The organism is Streptomyces sparsogenes subsp. cuspidosporus, assembly GCF_039532705.1.
GTDB lineage: Bacteria > Actinomycetota > Actinomycetes > Streptomycetales > Streptomycetaceae > Streptomyces > Streptomyces sparsogenes.
Map to the genome: position 1 here is coordinate 65,639 of NZ_BAAASD010000022.1, position 15,969 is coordinate 81,607.

Here is a 15,969-nt window from a genome sequence, read left to right on the forward strand (position 1 = left end):
GTCGCGTTTTCGGCCACGCGATGAATCTCTGTTGCCTCAGGCCTGGCGCACGGCGATTATGCCTGTTCATGTCCGACATCGCGTCTGAAGGCTCTGCGCTCAGGCCGTACCCCAAGATCTCGTCGAGAGGGCGGCTCGGCGTGCCCGGGGTGCGGGAGTGGGTCGCCCTGGAGAAAGTGCACGGAGCGCACTTCGCGGTGGTCTGCGAGGACACGGGTGTCCGCCCGGCGAAGCGGCGTGAGCTGCTGGGAGATGACGGGCTGGACGGTTTCTTCGGCGTCAGCAGGATCTGGTCGGCAGTGTCGGTGGCGGCGGCCCGATTCGCCTCGAGGCTGCGGGCCGAGTGGGGTGACGCCGCGGTGGTGACGGTCTACGGCGAGCTGGCCGGCGGGTGCTACCCGCACCCGGATGTCCCCGCTGTTCCCGGCGTCGAGCCGGTGCAGACCGGCGTGTGGTACGCGCCGGACCTGCGCTGGCTGCTGTTCGACGCCTCGGTCGAGACCGCGGAAGGCCGCTGCTGGATCTCCGACCGGGCTCTGCGCGGTGCGGCCGCCGCTGCCGGTCTCGTCTGCGTTCCCGCTCTCGGACGGGGCCCGCTGAACACGCTCCCGGACCTGCCCTGCGCCTTTCCCACCAGGGTGCCTGCCCTCTTCGGGCTTCCCGAGCTGGCCGACAATCTCGCCGAGGGCTATGTCCTCAAGCCGGACGGGGAATGGCGGGAGTCGGACTCTTCGGGCGCTCGCGGGCGGCCGGTGGCCAAGGTGAAGCAGAAGGCCTTCGCCGAGGACGAGCGCTTCGACGGCTCACGCCCCTATCTGGCACCGCCGCAGGGGGCGGCCGGGATTCCCGCCTGGCTTCTGGTCCAGGCCTCGGGGCTCCTCACCCCGGCCCGCGCGGCCGCCGCGGTGAGCAAGCTCGGACCTCACGCTTCCGTGGACGAGGTGGCGGAAGAGATCACATGTGATGTCGTGGAGGAGACCGCCGAAGCGCTGGGCGGACTGGAGGACGCCTTCCTGCGCTGTCTGGACCAGGCCGTCAGGCCCGGCGCACGCTCCCTGGCGGTGTTCGACGCCACGGACCGCCAGAGGAGCCGCCCCGCCGGTCGTCACCATACGATATCGAACAATCACTCGGAGGAGTGATCCCTCCCGGAATGCGCCCCAGTCGTACACCGACCCGGAAAGACTGGCCTCCTTCATGAAAGGGGTGCAACATGACGGTTATGACCGAGCGCACGTCTCACATGCTGGTGGAGGAGTTCGAGCAGATCGCCTCCGCCGCGCCCGAAACCGTCAGGTTGGAGCTCATCAACGGACGGATCGAGGAGAAGTGCGTGCCGGACGGCGATCACGAGACGATCATCATGTGGCTGCTCAGGCAGTGCATGCAGAGTCGTCCGGAACTCGACCTGCATACGTCTCAGGGGCTGAAGGCCGAGGAGTACCGTCAGGGTCGAGTCCGGCCGGACGGCTCGCTGGCGCCCGTAGCGCACTTCGCAGGGCACGGTGAGTGGGCCGACCCAGACGGGGTCCTGATGACCGTCGAGGTCACGTCGTACGACTATGACACCGATCTCCGCGACCGCGTAGAGAAGCCCGCTGCCTATGCGGCTGCGGGCATCCCCGTCTACCTCCTCGTGGACCGTGATGCCTGCGCGGTCATCGTCCACACCAACCCCGACTCGAAGAGCGGCTGCTACCGCGACATCCACCGGGCACCCTTCGGAGAGCAAGTCGTGATCCCCGAGCCGGTCGGCATCACGCTCGACACGGAAGTTCTCAAGGCCTACGTCCGCTGAGGCCCGGTCTCAGCCTGCCTTCTTCACGAACTCCGTGGTGTAGGTCTTGGCGAGGTCGACCTTGGCGTTCTTCAGGTTCGGGTTGAAGGACTTCAGGACGCGTTCGACCGTCGCCGGGCCGTCCGCCGGCATGACGCCGTCCTTGGTGAACATCGGCAGGGTGGACTTGATCGCCTGGGCGTAGAGCGCCTTGCCGCCCTGGGCGTAGTCGGCGGGCATCTTGGCGGCGATTTCCTCGGGGGTGTGGGTGGACATCCACTTGAGGGTCTTCACGAACGCGTTGGCCAGCTTCTGGACCGTGTCCTTGTGGCTGTTCACCCAGGACGTGTTCATGTAGAGGCTGGAGGAGGGGTACGGGCCACCGAGGGCGGCCTTGGAGCCCTCGGGGGTGCGCATGTCGAGGAGGATCTTGCCGAGCTTCTGGTCCATGATCTGGGCGACGGTGGGGTCGGTGGTCATGCCGCCCTGGATGGAGCCCTGCTTCAGGGCCGCGATGAAGGTCTGGCCCGCGCCGACCGCGACCGGGGTGAACTCGCTGGTCTTCACCCCGCTGTTGACGGCCAGGTACTTGGTGAGGAAGTCGGTGGAGGAGCCGAGGCCGGTGACGCCGAGCTTCTTGCCCTTGAAGTCCTTGGGCGAGGCGATCTCGCCCGCGGCCTTGTTGGAGACGATCTCGACCTCGCCGGGGGCGTGGGAGAACTGCACGACGGACTCCACCTGCTTGCCCTTGACCTGGAGGTCCAGCGTGTGGTCGTAGAAGCCGACCGCGCCCTGCACCTCGCCGGCCACCAGTGAGGTTTCGGCCTGGACACCGGCGGGCTCGGTGAGGAGTTGGACGTCGAGGCCCTCGTCCTTGAAGTAGCCGAGCCGCTGGGTGAGCATCGCGGGCAGGTAGATGACCTTGTCCAGGCCACCCACCATGATCTTGACCTTGCCGTCCTTGCCGTCCCCGCCGGAGGCGTCGCTGCCGCAGGCGGTGAGGGTGGTCAGGGTGAGCGCCGCGGCGACGGCCGCCGCGGAGATCTTGGCGTAGCTGCGCATGTCACGTCCTTGGGAGAGGGGGAAAACGGAGGGGAGAAAGGGGAGGGAGAGGGGTACGTCAGCGGTCGGCGCCGGACTGGGCCGGCTTCCAGCGGAAGAGCCGCCTCTCCAGGAAGGTCAGCAGGCCCTCGGCCAGCAGGGCCACGACGGCGAGGATCACCATCGCCGCGTACACCCCGGCCGCGTTGAACGTGGACTGCGAGGTGGCGACCAGCAGCCCGATCCCCTTCGTGGCGCCGATGTACTCGCCGACGATCGCGCCGATCAGCGCGAAGCCGAAGCTGACGTGCAGGCTGGTGAAGATCCACGAGGTGGCGGCGGGGATCACGACCTGCAGCGTGACCTGGCGGTTGCTCGCGCCGAGGATGCGGGAGTTGGCCACCAGATTGCGGTCGACCTCCCGGGCGCCCTGGAAGGCGTTGAAGAAGACGGGGAAGAAGACCAGCACGACCGCCGAGGCGACCTTCGAGGCCGGTCCGAGGCCGAACCAGATGAGGAAGATCGGGGCGAGGACGATCCGGGGCAGCGCGTTGAGCACCTTGATGTAGGGCCCGAACACGTCGGCGAGGAAGCGGGCCCGGCCGAGTCCGATGCCGAGGACGACGCCCGCGGCCACGCCGATGGCCCAGCCGATGAGCGCCTCCTGCAGCGTGGCCCAGACCTGTTCCCACAGCGGGCCCTGCGCGGTGCCGTGCAGGATCCACTCCTTCAGCTGGTCCCAGACCTTCGAGGGCATCGAGAAGTTGAACGGGTCGATGACCGAGGTACGGGCGGACCACTCCCACAGCCCCAGGACCGCGACCAGCACCAGCGCGCGGGTGGACTGCACGAGGATCGCGCGTTTGCGGGCGGCCCGTGCCCTGGCGGTCGTACGGTCGGTGGGCCCTTCCTTGCCGATGCCGTGCTTGCCGATGCCCTGCTCGACGGGGGTGGCGGCTGCCGTGGCCTCAGGCATGCGAGGCTCCTCTCTCGCGGGTGATCCGCACCTCTTCGCCGAGCGAGGCCCAGATCTCGCGGTAGATCTCGATGAACCGGGGGTCGAGCCGCACCGACTCGACCTTGCGGGGCCTCGGCAGGTCGATCTCGAACACTTCCTTGACGGTGGCCGGGCCGGCGGTCATGACCACGACCTTGTCGGCGAGGGCGATGGACTCCTCCAGGTCGTGGGTGACGAAGACGACGGAGGCTCCGGTCCCGGACCACAGCTCGAGCAGTTCGTCGGACATCAGCGCCCGGGTCTGCACGTCGAGCGCCGAGAACGGCTCGTCCATGAGGAGGATCTCGGGGTCGTTGACGAAGGTGGCGGCGAGCGCGACGCGCTTGCGCTGGCCGCCCGACAGCTGGTGCGGATAGCGGTCCTCGAAGGACGAGAGCCCGACCCGGGCCAGCCACTCCCGCGCCCGCTCCCTCGCCTCCGCCTTCGGCACGCCGCGGAAGCGGGGCCCGGCCATCACGTTGGACAGCACGCTGCGCCAGGGGAAGACCGCGTCCTGCTGGAAGACGAAGCCGACCTTGGACCCGATGCCGCGGACCGGCTCGCCGGCCACCAGCACATCGCCCTCGGTGGGCTCTTCCAGTCCGCTGACGAGGGTCAGTGTCGTGGACTTCCCGCATCCGGTGGGGCCGACCACGGCGACGAACTCGCCCCGCCCGACGGTCAGGTCCAGATCCCTGACGGCGGTGTGGAGGCCCCCGGACGGCGTCCGGAACACCTTGCTCGTGCCCCGCAACTCGATAGCAGGGCCGGTGTGTCTGCTCATGGCCGAGGAGGCTAGGAGTGGCGCGGGCCACACCGGCAGCCTTGAGGGCACAACGCGCTCTTGTGCGCGCAAACCCCGTTCTGCTCGTTTAGCTCGCGCTACGGCAACGAATCCGCTACGGACCCTGGGCAACCGGCGCGGAGCACCCTTACCGTGCGATGACAGCGAGGTAAACGGAATAGCTCATACCGCTTGCGCGGAGGGCCTGGAGACAGGGGTGACCGAGGTGCGGATCCGCTGGCCCAGACGTGTCTCCGCCCAGGTGCTGGCCGTGCAGCTGACCCTCACCGCCGGGGTGATGGTGCTCGCCACCGGGCTCTTCCTCGCCCCGCTCAGCTCCGAGATCGACGACCAGGCCATGCACAAGGCGCTCTCCATCGCCCAGGCCACCGCCGCCGACCCCCACCTCGCCGACGATCTGCTGACCACCGCGCCGAGCGCGCGGGGGCCGGTGCAGCGGAAGGCCGAGCGGATCCGCCGGGCCACCGGGGCGCTGTACGTGGTGGTGCTGGACCGGCGTGGGGTGCGCTGGTCGCACACCACCACCGCGCGCATCGGCGAACACGTCTCCACCGACCCGGGGGCAGCGCTCTCCGGACAGCAGATCATGCAGATCGACGTCGGTACCCTGGGCCGCTCGGCCCGCGCCAAGGTGCCGCTGCGCACCGCCGATGGGAAGATCGTCGGCGCGGTGTCGGTCGGCATCGGCTACGGCAGCGTCCGCGACCAGTTGCTCGCCACCGTGCCCCGGCTGCTGCGGTACGCGGGTCTGGCGCTCGGCGTGGGCGTGCTGGCCGCGATCGGCGTCTCGCGCAGCCTGCACCGCCGTACGCACGGGATCGCGTTCGCCGACATCTCGGCGCTGCTCGACGAGCGCGAGGCCATGCTGCACGGCATCCGCGAGGGCGTGGTCGCCTTCGACCGGGAGGGCCGGATCCGTCTGATCAACGACGAGGCGCGGCGGCTGCTCGGCGTCGGCGCGGACGCCACCGGCCGCACCCTGGAGGAGGCGCTGCCCCCGGGCCGTACCACGGAGGTGCTGGCGGGACGGGCCGACGGGGCGGATCTGCTGACCGTCAGCGGCGGCCGGGTCCTGGTGGCCAACCGGATGCCGACCAAGGACGGCGGCGCGGTGGCGACGCTGCGCGACCGCACCGAACTGGAGCTGCTGGGCCGGGAGCTGGACTCCACCCGCGGGCTCCTGGACGCCCTGCGCGCCCAGGGCCACGAACACGCCAACCGGCTGCACACCCTGCTCGGGCTGCTCGAACTCGGGCTGCACCAGCGGGCCGCGGAATTCATCTCCGGGCTCACCGACACCCATCGGGCCTCCGCCGAGCAGATCTCCGAGCGGGTGCGCGACCCGCTGCTCTCGGCGCTGCTCGTCGGGAAGGCCGCCATCGTGGCGGAGCGCGGGGCGTCCCTGCGCGTGTCGCCCCAGACCCTGCTGACCGAGCGGGTGGTCGACCCGCGCGATCTGGTGACCGTGCTCGGCAACCTGGTCGACAACGCGCTGGACGCCGTGGCCTCCCAGTCCCGCCCCGACCCGTTCATCGAGGTCGAACTGCGCGCCGAGGGCACCACGGCCGTGCTGCGCGTCAGCGACAACGGCCCGGGCGTGCCGCCCGGGATGCGCGAACAGATCTTCGCCGAGGGCTGGTCCACCAAGCGGGCCCCCTCCTCCCCCGCGCCGTCCCCGCGCGGCCGGGGCATCGGTCTGGCCCTGGTGCGGCGGCTCGCCGAGCGGTACGGCGGGATGGCCCGGGTCACCGCCCGGGCGGGCGGGGGCGCGGTGTTCACCGTCATCCTGCCCGAGGCACTCGATCCGGACGCAGCCCGCACCCCGGCCCCTGACCCGGACCTGACCACCGCCCCCGGCCCGACCTCGGCCCCGGACCTGACCACCGCCCCGGACCTGACCTCGGCCCCCGACCTGACCACCGCCCCGGGCCCGGCCCCGGGCGGCGACACGCGCGCGGACCACGTCCCCGTCCAGCAGCTCACCACAGCGGGAGAGTCACGATGATCGACGTCCTCGTCGTGGACGACGACTTCCACGTCGCGGAGATCAACTCCGCGTATGTGGCCCAGGTGCCCGGCTTCCGGGTCGCCGCCCGCGCCCATACCGCCGCCCAGGCCCTGGCGACCCTGGAACGCACCCATGTCGACCTCGTCCTGCTCGACCACTACCTGCCCGACGAGACCGGGCTGACCCTGGTCCGGCGGATGCGGCAGCTCGGCCACCACGCGGATGTGATCATGGTGACGGCGGCCTGCGATGTCGCCACCGTCCAGGCCGCCATGCGGTACGGCGCGCTGCAGTACCTGGTCAAGCCGTTCAACTTCGCGGGGCTGCGCGCCAAGCTCGACGGCTATACGACGCTGCGCCACACGCTCGAGGGGGTCGGCGGGCGCGGTGAGACGGGCCAGGAGCGGGTGGACCGGATCTTCGGCGCCTTCCGGACCGCCGACGCCACCGCTCGCTCCGCGCTCCCCAAGGGCCACTCCGCGCCGACGGTCGACCTCATCCGCCGCGCCCTGGGCCAGGCCGACCGTCCGCTCTCCGCCCACGAGGTCGCCGAGCGCACGGGGATCAGCCGCTCCACCGCGCAGCGCTATCTCAAGTACCTGGAACACGCGGGGCGGATCAGCCTCAGCCTCAAATACGGCGACACCGGCCGCCCCGAACACCGCTACTCCTGGGTGGCGGTGAACTGACCTGGGCGGCCGGTGGCGGAGTTCCCGGGTGGCCGGGCGGCGGGGCTACCAGCGGGTGGTCTCGCCGAAGAAGTCGTCGATGGCGATGGCCTCGCCCGCCTCGGTGGCGGCGCGGTAGACGTGGGCGCCGACCGCGAGGTCGAGCACGCCGAGGCCGAAGGGCGAGAAGATCACGGGCTTGTCGGGGCGCGTGGTGACCTCGCCGCGGATGTGCTGGGCGAGGGTGCCGGTGATGAAGTCCCGGTTGCCGTACTTCTGCTCGGCCAGGTGGGGTGAGGTGTTGGCCTTGAGGCAGTGGTCGATGTCGTCGACGATGTTGTACGAGTCGTGGACGATCTCGGGGCCGATGTCGCGCAGGGAGATGTTGAGGACCACCTGCCCGGGGGCGAAGGCGCGCGGGTCGAGGATGTAGGGCTCGCCGGCGGTGGTGGCCAGGACGACCACGTCGGCCACGTCCAGGGCGGTGCGCAGGTCGTCGGTGGTCTCGGCGCGGTAGCCGAGGGAGTCGGTGGCGTAGCCGGCGAGGGCCCGGCCGTACTCGGGGTGCTGGTCGTGGACGACGAGGGTGTCGACGGACCATTCCTGGGCGGCGAAGAACTCGAGGATGTTGCGGGCGATGATGCCCGCGCCGATCACTGTGAGCCGGCGGGCGGTGCGGCCGCCGGTGAGCTGTTCGGCGGCGAGGACGGCGGAGGCCGCGGTGCGGGCGGCGCTGATCTGGGAGGCTTCGAGGAGGGCGAAGGGGTGGCCGGTGGCGTAGTCGTTGAGGAGCAGGGCGGCTGAGGCGCGGGGGATGCCGTTGGCGATGTTGCCCGGGAAGCTGCCGATCCACTTGATGCCGGCGACGTCGTGCTTGCCGCCCAGGTACGCGGGGAGGGCGATGATGCGGGCGTCGGGCTTGTCGGGGAAGCGCAGGAAGTAGCTGTCCGGGTTGACGGAGTCGCCCTCGTCGTGGGTCAGATAGGTCTCCCTCACCTCCCGCACGATCTCCCGGCGGCTGCGGCCGATGATGTCGCGGGCCGTTCTGCCGCCGATCACGCTGAACTCGAACACGGGTTTCCCTTCCGGTCGCTGGCGGGCTGGTTGCGGTGGTTACGTGGCGGGCGGGGCCGACGCGTGGCCGGCCACCGCCCGTCCGTCGCTCTGTCGTTCCGTGCTGCTGTCGTTCCGGGGTGCTGTCGTTCCGTGCTGCTGTCGTTCCGGGGTGCTGTCGTTCCGGGGTGCTGTACGTGTCGGGCTCGTGGGTGTTCAGTACGTGACCGGCACGCTCTGCGTCTCGCGTGCCGCCACGTGGCCCTGGCCCGCCTGGTGTGTCGCGGCGGGGCGGGACTTGCGGAGGAAGCCGGGGGCGGCCCAGTTGGCCTTGCCCAGCAGGGCCATCACGGAGGGCAGCAGGATCGCCCGGACGACGGTGGCGTCGAGCAGGACGGCCACCGCCAGGCCCACGCCCAGCTGCTTGAAGTCCTGCATGGCGAGGGTGCCGAAGACCGCGAACACCGCCACCATGATCAGGCCGGCGCTGGTGACCACCCCGGCGGTGGAGCGGATGCCGTGGGCGATGGCGTCCCGGGTGGTGGCCCCGCGGTCGTAGGCCTCGCGGATCCGGGAGACCACGAACACGTGGTAGTCCATCGAGAGGCCGAAGAGGACCACGAAGACGAACAGCGGCATCCAGGACTCCAGGGCGCCCGGGGCCTCGGTGCCGACCAGGGAGGCGCCCCAGCCGTGCTGGAAGACGGCGGTCATCACGCCGTACGCGGCGCCCACCGACAGCAGGTTGAGGACGATCGAGGTCAGCGCGATGACCGGGGACCGGAAGGACACCAGCATCAGCAGGAAGGTCACGCCCATCACGAAGGCGAAGACCGGGACGATGCTGCTCTTGAGCTGGTCGTTGTAGTCCTCGGAGAAGGCCAGGTCACCGCGGACCAGGGCGGTGGTGCCGGAGACCTTGCCCAGGGTGTCGGGGATCAGGGTGGAGCGCAGTTCCTCCAGGGCCTTCTTGGAGGTGGCGTCGCTGCCGTTGCCGACCAGCGGGACGCTGATCTCGGCGATGTTCTGCTTGGCGTGGACCGTGACGTCGATCTGCTTGCCGGTCTGCCCGGAGGCGAGCGCCGCCTTCTTGAAGTCGGCGATGGCCTGGGTGACCTTGGGCGAGTCGATGTCGTCGGACTCGACCACCACGCCGGCCGGGGCGGGCGCGCCGGGGAACTCCTTTCCGATCCGTTCCGAGACGGACACCATCGGGTTGTCGGCGGGGAGCAGCTTGTCGGTGCCGAGCTTCTCGGTCTTCATGCCCAGGGCGGGGGCGGCGAGGGCCAGCAGCAGGGCGGCGCCCAGCAGGGCGAAGGCACCGGGCCTGGCGAGCACCCCGCGCAGCAGGGCGTTGTTGCGGCGGCCGGCGCCGGTCGCGGCGGCCGCGGCGCGGGCCTGGCGGCGGCGTCCGATGAACGGGATGCGGCCCTTCTCGACCTTGTCGCCGAGCATGGCCATCATGGCGGGCAGGACGGTCATGGAGCCGAGCACCGCGATCAGGACGACCTCGATGGTGGCGAAGGCGAAGCCCTTGAACACGGTCAGCCCGGACAGGAACATGCCGGCCATGGCGACCACCACGGTGATGCCGGAGATCAGCACCGAGTGTCCGGAGGTGGCGGCGGCGATGTGCAGGGCGGTGTCCCTGTCGCGTCCCGCGGCGCGCTCCTCCCGCTCGCGGCGCAGGTAGAACAGGCAGTAGTCGACGCCGACGGCCAGGCCCATGAGGAACATCACGGAGCTGGTCATGCCGTCGACCGGCACCACCTGGCTGGTCAGGGCCAGCAGGCCCATGGCGCCCACGCAGGCGGTGGCGGCGAGCAGCACCGGCAGCACGGCGGCCACGAAGGCGCCGAAGACGACCAGCAGGATGCCGAGGGCGACCGGCAGGGCGGTCATCTCGGCCCGGGCGAAGTCCTCGCCGAGGCTGTCGTTGATGCCCTTGAGGCCGGTGGCGGCGCCGTACTGGCCGAGGGTCACCGAGGCCTGGGCCTTGTCGGTCTTCTCGACGGCGTCGATGACGGGCTGGATGCGGTCGGCCGCGGTGTCCGGGTCGCCCTTGACGTCGTACTGGATGAGCGCGGAGTGCTTGTCCTCGGAGACCACGTGGCTGGTGTTCGGGTCGTGGAGGTTGGTGACCAGGCCGGTCGCCTTGATGGCGTTCACGGTGGCGGTGACGGCGCCCCGGAACTCGGCGTCGTCGGCGGTGAGTTTGTCGCTGTGCACCAGGACCAGCTCCGCGGCGAGCGGTGCCAGGTCGGCGTCCTGGAGGATGCGCTCGGCCCGGCCGGAGTCGCCGGTGCCGTAGTCCGCGTTGGTCAGGGTCTTCTGTCCCGCGGCGCCGCCCACGACGGTGACCAGGACGACCAGGACGATCCAGCCGAAGACGGCGGTCTTCCGGTGGCGGGCGCTCCAGTCACCGAGCGCGGCGGCGAAATTTCGATGACGTGCCATTACCTCTCCTGCGGTCAGCGGCGTTTGCCCCGTAGCCGCGGAGGCCGTGGGGGATTGTTGAAAACGCTAGGCGCTGATCAGAGGCCATGGAGCCGGTCGAGCTTGCAGCAAGCTGCGGCTGCAGAGTACTGCCACCCGGATCCGGACATATCAGGCACCGAGCGTGCGATTCCGCTGCTACATTTCCCAGCAGATCGATACCCGAACTCCCACGTTCCGAAGGGAACGTTTCGAAGGGAATTCGGAATTCCATCGAAAGGGAAAGCTGGGAGAGGGGGATTCGTGGATATCGCCATCGCGGCAGAGAATCTTGGAAAGCGTTACGGAAACCACCAGGCGCTCGCGGGAGTGGATCTCGAGGTACGGGCCGGAACGGTGCTCGGGCTGCTGGGCCACAACGGCGCCGGCAAGACCACCACCGTCCGGGTGCTGGCCACGCTGCTGGAGCCGGACTCCGGCAGCGCCCGGGTCGCGGGCTTCGACGTCGTACGCGAACCGCGCGAGGTGCGGCGGCGGATCGGCCTGGCGGGCCAGTACGCGGCGGTGGACGAGCTGCTCACCGGCCGGGAGAACCTGGTCCTGCTGGGCACGCTGCTGCGGCTCGGCCGCCGGCGGGCGCGGCAGCGGGCGGACGAGCTGCTGACCGCGTTCGAGCTCACCGGGGCCGCGGACCGCCCGGTGCGCACCTACTCGGGCGGGATGCGGCGCCGGCTGGACCTGGCGGCCTGTCTGATCGCCGCGCCGGACGTGCTGTTCCTGGACGAGCCGACGACCGGCCTCGACCCGTCCAGCCGGATGGTGCTGTGGCAGATGGTCCGCGAGCAGGTGGCCCAGGGGGTGACCGTGCTGCTGACCACGCAGTACCTGGAGGAGGCGGACTACCTCGCCGATCAGATCATGGTGTTCGCGGCCGGCCGCACCCTCGCCGAGGGCACCCCGGACGAACTCAAGCAGAAGGTCGGCGAGGAATGGCTGGAGGTGGCCGTCGCCACCGCCGGGGACCTGCCCGCGGCGCTCGCCGCGCTGGGCCCGGTGGCCGTGGCCAGCCCCACCGTGGACGAGACGGGCCACCGGATTTCCGTCCAACTGGCGGACAGGATGGGCGCCATCGCGGCCGCCGCCACGGCGCTGGAGGGCAGCGGGGCCGATGTCGTCGACTTCGCGCTGCGCCGGCCCTCGCTCGACGACGTGTTCTTTCACCTCACCGGCGAGAACAACAAGACCACCACCGCGGAGGACGGCTCATGAGCGGCGTGACGGCACCGGCGGCCCGGCCCCGGGTGGGCGCGGGCGGGCCGGCCGGGATCGGGGACGTGCTGGCCCTGACCGGCCGGCATCTGAGGCATCTGCGCAGAACACCGGAGAAGCTCATCGCGGTGGCCCTGACCCCGGTGGCCATGGTGGTGATCCTCGGCTATCTGTTCGCCAGTGTTATCACGATCAAGGACAACGGCGGTGTCGAATACCACGACTACGTCATGGCCGGGGTGTTCGCCCAGATCGGGCTCACCTGTGTCGGCATCACCGCGCTCGGCGTGGCCTCCGACCTGGGCAAGGGCCTGATCGACCGGTTCCGCTCGCTGCCGATGGCCCGCTCCTCGGTGCTGGTCAGCCACACCGCGGCCGACCTCGTCCCGGCGGCGATCAGCATGGTGGCGGTGGCGGGCATCGGCCTGCTGGTCGGCTGGCGCACCGACGCCGGTGTGCTGTCCGTGGCGGCCGGCTTCGCGCTGCTGCTGGCTTTCGCGTACGCCATGCTGTGGCTCGGCGCGCTGCTGGGGATGGTGCTGCGCAACATGGAGGCCATCAACGGCATCTCGGCGCTGACGCTGGTCATCCTCTCGTTCATGTCCAACTCCTTCATGCCGCTGTCCGGCCTGCCCGGCTGGCTGCGCACGGTGGTGGAGTGGAACCCGGTCAGCTCGGTGTCCGAGGCCTGCCGGGTGCTGTGGGGCAACGCACCCGCCGCCGGCGGCGACAGCCTGCCGATGCGGCATCCGGTGCTGGTCTCGGTCATCACGGTGGCCGCGCTGATCGCCGTACTGATCCCGGTGGCCCTGCGGACCTTCCGCACGGCGGCCGCGCGCTGACCATGGCGGGCCGCCGCCGGTCAGTCCGGTACCGCAGACCCGTCCACGCTGCCCTGCAGCCAGCCGCGCTCGCCGGCGATCACACCGGCCTGGAACCGGCTGCGGGCGCCGAGCTGGGTCATCAGCTCCGCGGTGATCCGGCGGGCGGTCCGCACCGAGATGCCCATCTTGCGGGCCACCACCTCGTCGGTGTGGCCCTGGGCCAGCAGGCTCAGCACGGCGCGGGCCTGGCTGGTGAGGCCGGTGTCCTCGTCGCGCCGCCGGGTGGCGCCGAAGGGCGGGGCGTCTTCCCAGATGTGCTCGAACAGCGCGCACAGGGCGGAGACCAGCCCCGAGCCACGCAGCAGCAGCGCCCCGACCGCGGTGTTGTCGGGGTTGCTGGGCACCACGGCGGCCCGCCGGTCGAAGATGATCATGCGCAGCGGCAGCGAGGGGGCCACCCGGACCCGGCAGCCGAGCTGGGTGAGCCAGTCCAGGTAGGACACCGTCTGGGGGTGGTTGATCACGCTCTCCAGATAGACGCAGCGCATGTGCACACCGCGCTCCAGGAGGGCCTGGTCGATCGGCTTGCTGGCCTGCCGGGACTCGGCCGACTGCCCCCCGCCGGTGGTGAACTCCATGATCTCGGAGGTGCAGTCATGGGCCAGCTCCTCGAGCCGGACCCGGACCATGTCGATGCCGTTCAGCTCCTCGACGTCCACGCGGCGCCGGTTCTGGACGGAGTCGACGTACTCGGCGACGATCTTGCTGATCGCGAGCCGGCCGGAGGTGATCTCCTGCTGCCGCTGGGTCAGTTCGACCTCCTGGCGGGCCAGCAGGGACACCAGGCTGATCTCCGGGTTGACCAATAAGAGCCCGCCGGGCCGCTGGTCCGACTGGCGCACCAGGGAGAGCCTGGCCAGTTCGTCCAGGGCGCCCCTGACCTGCTCCTCACTCCAGCCGAGCTGCGCGGCCAGCCCCGATACGCCGAGTTCGGGCTTGCCCAGCATGGCTCGGTAGACGCTCTCGGCCGCGGAACTGACACCGAGGATCTCCAGCACGTGTGTACCCCCTCGCCCCCCGCGCCCCCGCGCGTGATCGAAACCCACCCGTACGTCCCGATCATCATTCTCTCGCATGTTACGGCACGAACGGGGCCCGTCCGGGCAGCAGTTGAGTAATTCACCAGTTCTTCGGCAGCCAGGCATCGAGCCGTGAGAGGTGGCCATGTACATCGTCATGGGACGCATGGTGCGCGGCCGTACCATCGTGGACGCAGGGCAGCTACGAGCTTTGGTGTACGCCGCCGCCGAACCGGAGGACGGCCTGGAGCACGTCTACGCCGAGACCGATCTCGAGGGTGCCGGCGCCGTCCTCTTTCTGTGCGCCACTTCCGCGGAGCGGGCCGAGGCCACCGCGGTCCGTATCGTGGACCGTCTGCTCGCTCAGGATGAACTCCGCGGCTGGGAGTGGGAAGGCCGTCGAGGCGAAGCCTAGGGAATTCCCAAATCCCCTCTGGCATTCTCCGGCCATCGCAGGACCCTGACAGCGTGAACACATGACACCGGGTCTACGGGCGGTACAGACTCTTATCACCGGACGAGAATTCGAAACCCATTCTGGAATTCTCGGTTCCGACGACTCGAGAGTAACCACTACCCAGAGAAAAGGGAATACTCATGGCTGCCGCCAATCACACCCCGGCCCACTCCTCGGCCCACTCCTCGGCCCGCATGAACGCCTTCATCTCGCTCGCTTTCGGAGCCGTCATTCTCGCGACCGCCTCGGGCGCGCAGGGCGTCGGCTGGGACAGAGCGGCCGCCTCCGTCCCGGAGGTCGGCTGGGACAAAGTCGTCGCCTCTCCCGGGGTCGGGTGGGACCGGGGCGCGGGCCGGGACCCGGGGGTCGGCTGGGACCACGTCGTCGCGTCGCCGCAGGTCGGCTGGGACCTGGCCGCGGACCGGGACCCCGACGTGGGCTGGGACAAGGCCGCGGGCCAGGACCCCGACGTCGGCTGGGACATCGCGGCCGGCAAGCAGGACGTGGGCTGGGACTAGCGGCGATACGGCGATACGGCGATCAGGGGGAAGGTCTCGTGCCCATCATCACGACGCCGCAGGAGTTCAACGAGGAGGACCTCTTCGTGGACCTGCGGGAGATGTTCGGTTATCCGCTCTACCTGAAGTGCGAGGGATTCAACTTCGCCGGCTCAGTGAAGCTCAAGGCCGCCGCGTCCATGATCGAAGCAGCGGAGCGCGGCGGGCTCCTGGGCCCCGAAACGATCCTGGTCGAGTCCTCTTCGGGAAACCTCGGTATGGCGCTCAGCGTGATCGCCGCGGCCAAGGGCTACCGGTTCATCTGCGTGGTGGACTCACGGACCAACCTGTCCACGCGGCAGGTCATCGAATCGCTCGGCAGTGAGGTGCACGTCATCACCGAGCCGTCCGCCAGCGGCGGGTTTCTGGGGGCGCGCCTCGATTTCGTACGGGGTCTTTGCAGCACGGACCCGCGTTACGTCTGGCTCAACCAGCACGCCAACCAGAACAACTGGAAGGCGCACTACCGCACCACCGCGCCCGCCATCGAAAAGCAGTTTCCCGACCTGGACGTGCTGTTCGTCGGGGCGGGCACCACGGGCACGCTGATGGGCTGCGCGCGCTACTTCAAGGAGCAGCCGAACTCCCCCGTCACGGTCGTCGGCATCGACAGCGTCGGCTCGGTCACCTTCGGCGCGCCGGCCGGCCCCCGGATGATCCCCGGACTGGGCGCCGGTGTCCGGCCCGCCCTGTTCGACCAGCGGTACATCGACGACATGGTGCTGGTCCCCGAGATCGACACCATCCGCACCTGTCACACCCTGGCCCGCGGCGGCTTTCTGTTCGGCGGCTCCACGGGCACCGTCGTCAACGGCGCCGTCAAGTGGCTGGCCGAGCACCGACCCGGCCAGGACGTCACCGCCGTGGCCATCTCGCCCGATCTCGGCGACCGCTACCTGGACACCATCTACCGGCCCACCTGGGTCCAGGACGTCTACGGCCTGGACGCGCTGGAGCCGGCTCCCCGTCCGGGCGCCGTCACTTCAGGAGTGCACTGA

General features: G+C 70.1%; 15 protein-coding genes. 9 read left to right on the top strand and 6 right to left on the bottom strand.

The features are described 5' to 3' along the window. Positions 1-68 precede the first annotated feature (68 nt). Complete coding sequence (locus ABFY07_RS24355; protein WP_346176526.1) at positions 69-1,142, top strand: RNA ligase family protein; 1,074 nt, start codon at positions 69-71, stop codon at positions 1,140-1,142. A gap of 71 nt (positions 1,143-1,213) precedes the next feature. After that, the gene (locus ABFY07_RS24360; protein WP_346176527.1) at positions 1,214-1,798 is read left to right on the top strand and encodes a Uma2 family endonuclease; all 585 of its coding nucleotides are present in this window, start codon (positions 1,214-1,216) and stop codon (positions 1,796-1,798) included. A 9-nt stretch (positions 1,799-1,807) separates the two neighbouring features. Here ABFY07_RS24360 and ABFY07_RS24365 read toward each other — a convergent pair whose 3' ends face one another. From ABFY07_RS24365 to ABFY07_RS24375, 3 genes are read right to left on the bottom strand one after another with little or no spacing between them, the layout of a single operon-like run. Continuing rightward, the gene (locus ABFY07_RS24365; protein ID WP_346176528.1) at positions 1,808-2,839 is read right to left on the bottom strand and encodes an ABC transporter substrate-binding protein; all 1,032 of its coding nucleotides are present in this window, start codon (positions 2,837-2,839) and stop codon (positions 1,808-1,810) included. 58 nt (positions 2,840-2,897) lie between these two features. Beyond that, positions 2,898-3,794, bottom strand: coding sequence for an ABC transporter permease (locus ABFY07_RS24370; protein ID WP_346176529.1), 897 nt, complete (start codon positions 3,792-3,794; stop codon positions 2,898-2,900). Continuing rightward, positions 3,787-4,599, bottom strand: a complete 813-nt coding sequence (locus ABFY07_RS24375) for an ABC transporter ATP-binding protein (RefSeq protein WP_346176530.1) — start codon at positions 4,597-4,599, stop codon at positions 3,787-3,789. Before ABFY07_RS24375 ends, ABFY07_RS24370 begins: the two co-directional genes overlap by 8 nt. Before the next feature lie 226 nt (positions 4,600-4,825). On the opposite strand from ABFY07_RS24375, the gene ABFY07_RS24380 reads away from it, so the two are divergent. Beyond that, a complete protein-coding gene (locus tag ABFY07_RS24380; RefSeq protein ID WP_346176570.1) occupies positions 4,826-6,625 on the top strand; it encodes a sensor histidine kinase in 1,800 nt (599 codons plus the stop codon). Beyond that, positions 6,622-7,317 carry a response regulator gene (locus ABFY07_RS24385; RefSeq protein WP_346176531.1) on the top strand — a complete coding sequence of 232 codons (696 nt, stop codon included), beginning with the start codon at positions 6,622-6,624 and terminating at the stop codon, positions 7,315-7,317. Before ABFY07_RS24380 ends, ABFY07_RS24385 begins: the two co-directional genes overlap by 4 nt. Before the next feature lie 45 nt (positions 7,318-7,362). Here the strand turns inward: ABFY07_RS24385 and sbnB are convergent, their stop codons facing one another. Then, entirely contained in the window at positions 7,363-8,370 is a 1,008-nt protein-coding gene (gene sbnB / locus ABFY07_RS24390) for a 2,3-diaminopropionate biosynthesis protein SbnB (protein WP_346176532.1), read from the bottom strand. 195 nt (positions 8,371-8,565) lie between these two features. Then, a complete protein-coding gene (locus ABFY07_RS24395) occupies positions 8,566-10,806 on the bottom strand; it encodes an MMPL family transporter (RefSeq protein WP_346176533.1) in 2,241 nt (746 codons plus the stop codon). A gap of 282 nt (positions 10,807-11,088) precedes the next feature. Between ABFY07_RS24395 and ABFY07_RS24400 the strand changes: the two genes are divergently transcribed. Continuing rightward, a complete protein-coding gene (locus tag ABFY07_RS24400; protein ID WP_346176534.1) occupies positions 11,089-12,054 on the top strand; it encodes an ATP-binding cassette domain-containing protein in 966 nt (321 codons plus the stop codon). Continuing rightward, positions 12,051-12,896, top strand: coding sequence for an ABC transporter permease (locus ABFY07_RS24405; RefSeq protein ID WP_346176535.1), 846 nt, complete (start codon positions 12,051-12,053; stop codon positions 12,894-12,896). Before ABFY07_RS24400 ends, ABFY07_RS24405 begins: the two co-directional genes overlap by 4 nt. Before the next feature lie 20 nt (positions 12,897-12,916). Here ABFY07_RS24405 and ABFY07_RS24410 read toward each other — a convergent pair whose 3' ends face one another. After that, positions 12,917-13,936, bottom strand: coding sequence for a LuxR C-terminal-related transcriptional regulator (locus tag ABFY07_RS24410; RefSeq protein ID WP_346176536.1), 1,020 nt, complete (start codon positions 13,934-13,936; stop codon positions 12,917-12,919). Positions 13,937-14,102: 166 nt separating this feature from the next. Between ABFY07_RS24410 and ABFY07_RS24415 the strand changes: the two genes are divergently transcribed. The 3 genes from ABFY07_RS24415 (at position 14,103) to sbnA (ending at position 15,969) form a co-directional block, all read left to right on the top strand. Continuing rightward, positions 14,103-14,372 (top strand): hypothetical protein, encoded by a 270-nt coding sequence (locus ABFY07_RS24415; protein WP_346176537.1) that lies wholly within the window; start codon positions 14,103-14,105, stop codon positions 14,370-14,372. A 182-nt stretch (positions 14,373-14,554) separates the two neighbouring features. Then, positions 14,555-14,932, top strand: coding sequence for a hypothetical protein (locus ABFY07_RS24420; protein WP_346176538.1), 378 nt, complete (start codon positions 14,555-14,557; stop codon positions 14,930-14,932). Positions 14,933-14,970: 38 nt separating this feature from the next. Then, positions 14,971-15,969, top strand: a complete 999-nt coding sequence (gene sbnA, locus ABFY07_RS24425; protein ID WP_346176539.1) for a 2,3-diaminopropionate biosynthesis protein SbnA — start codon at positions 14,971-14,973, stop codon at positions 15,967-15,969.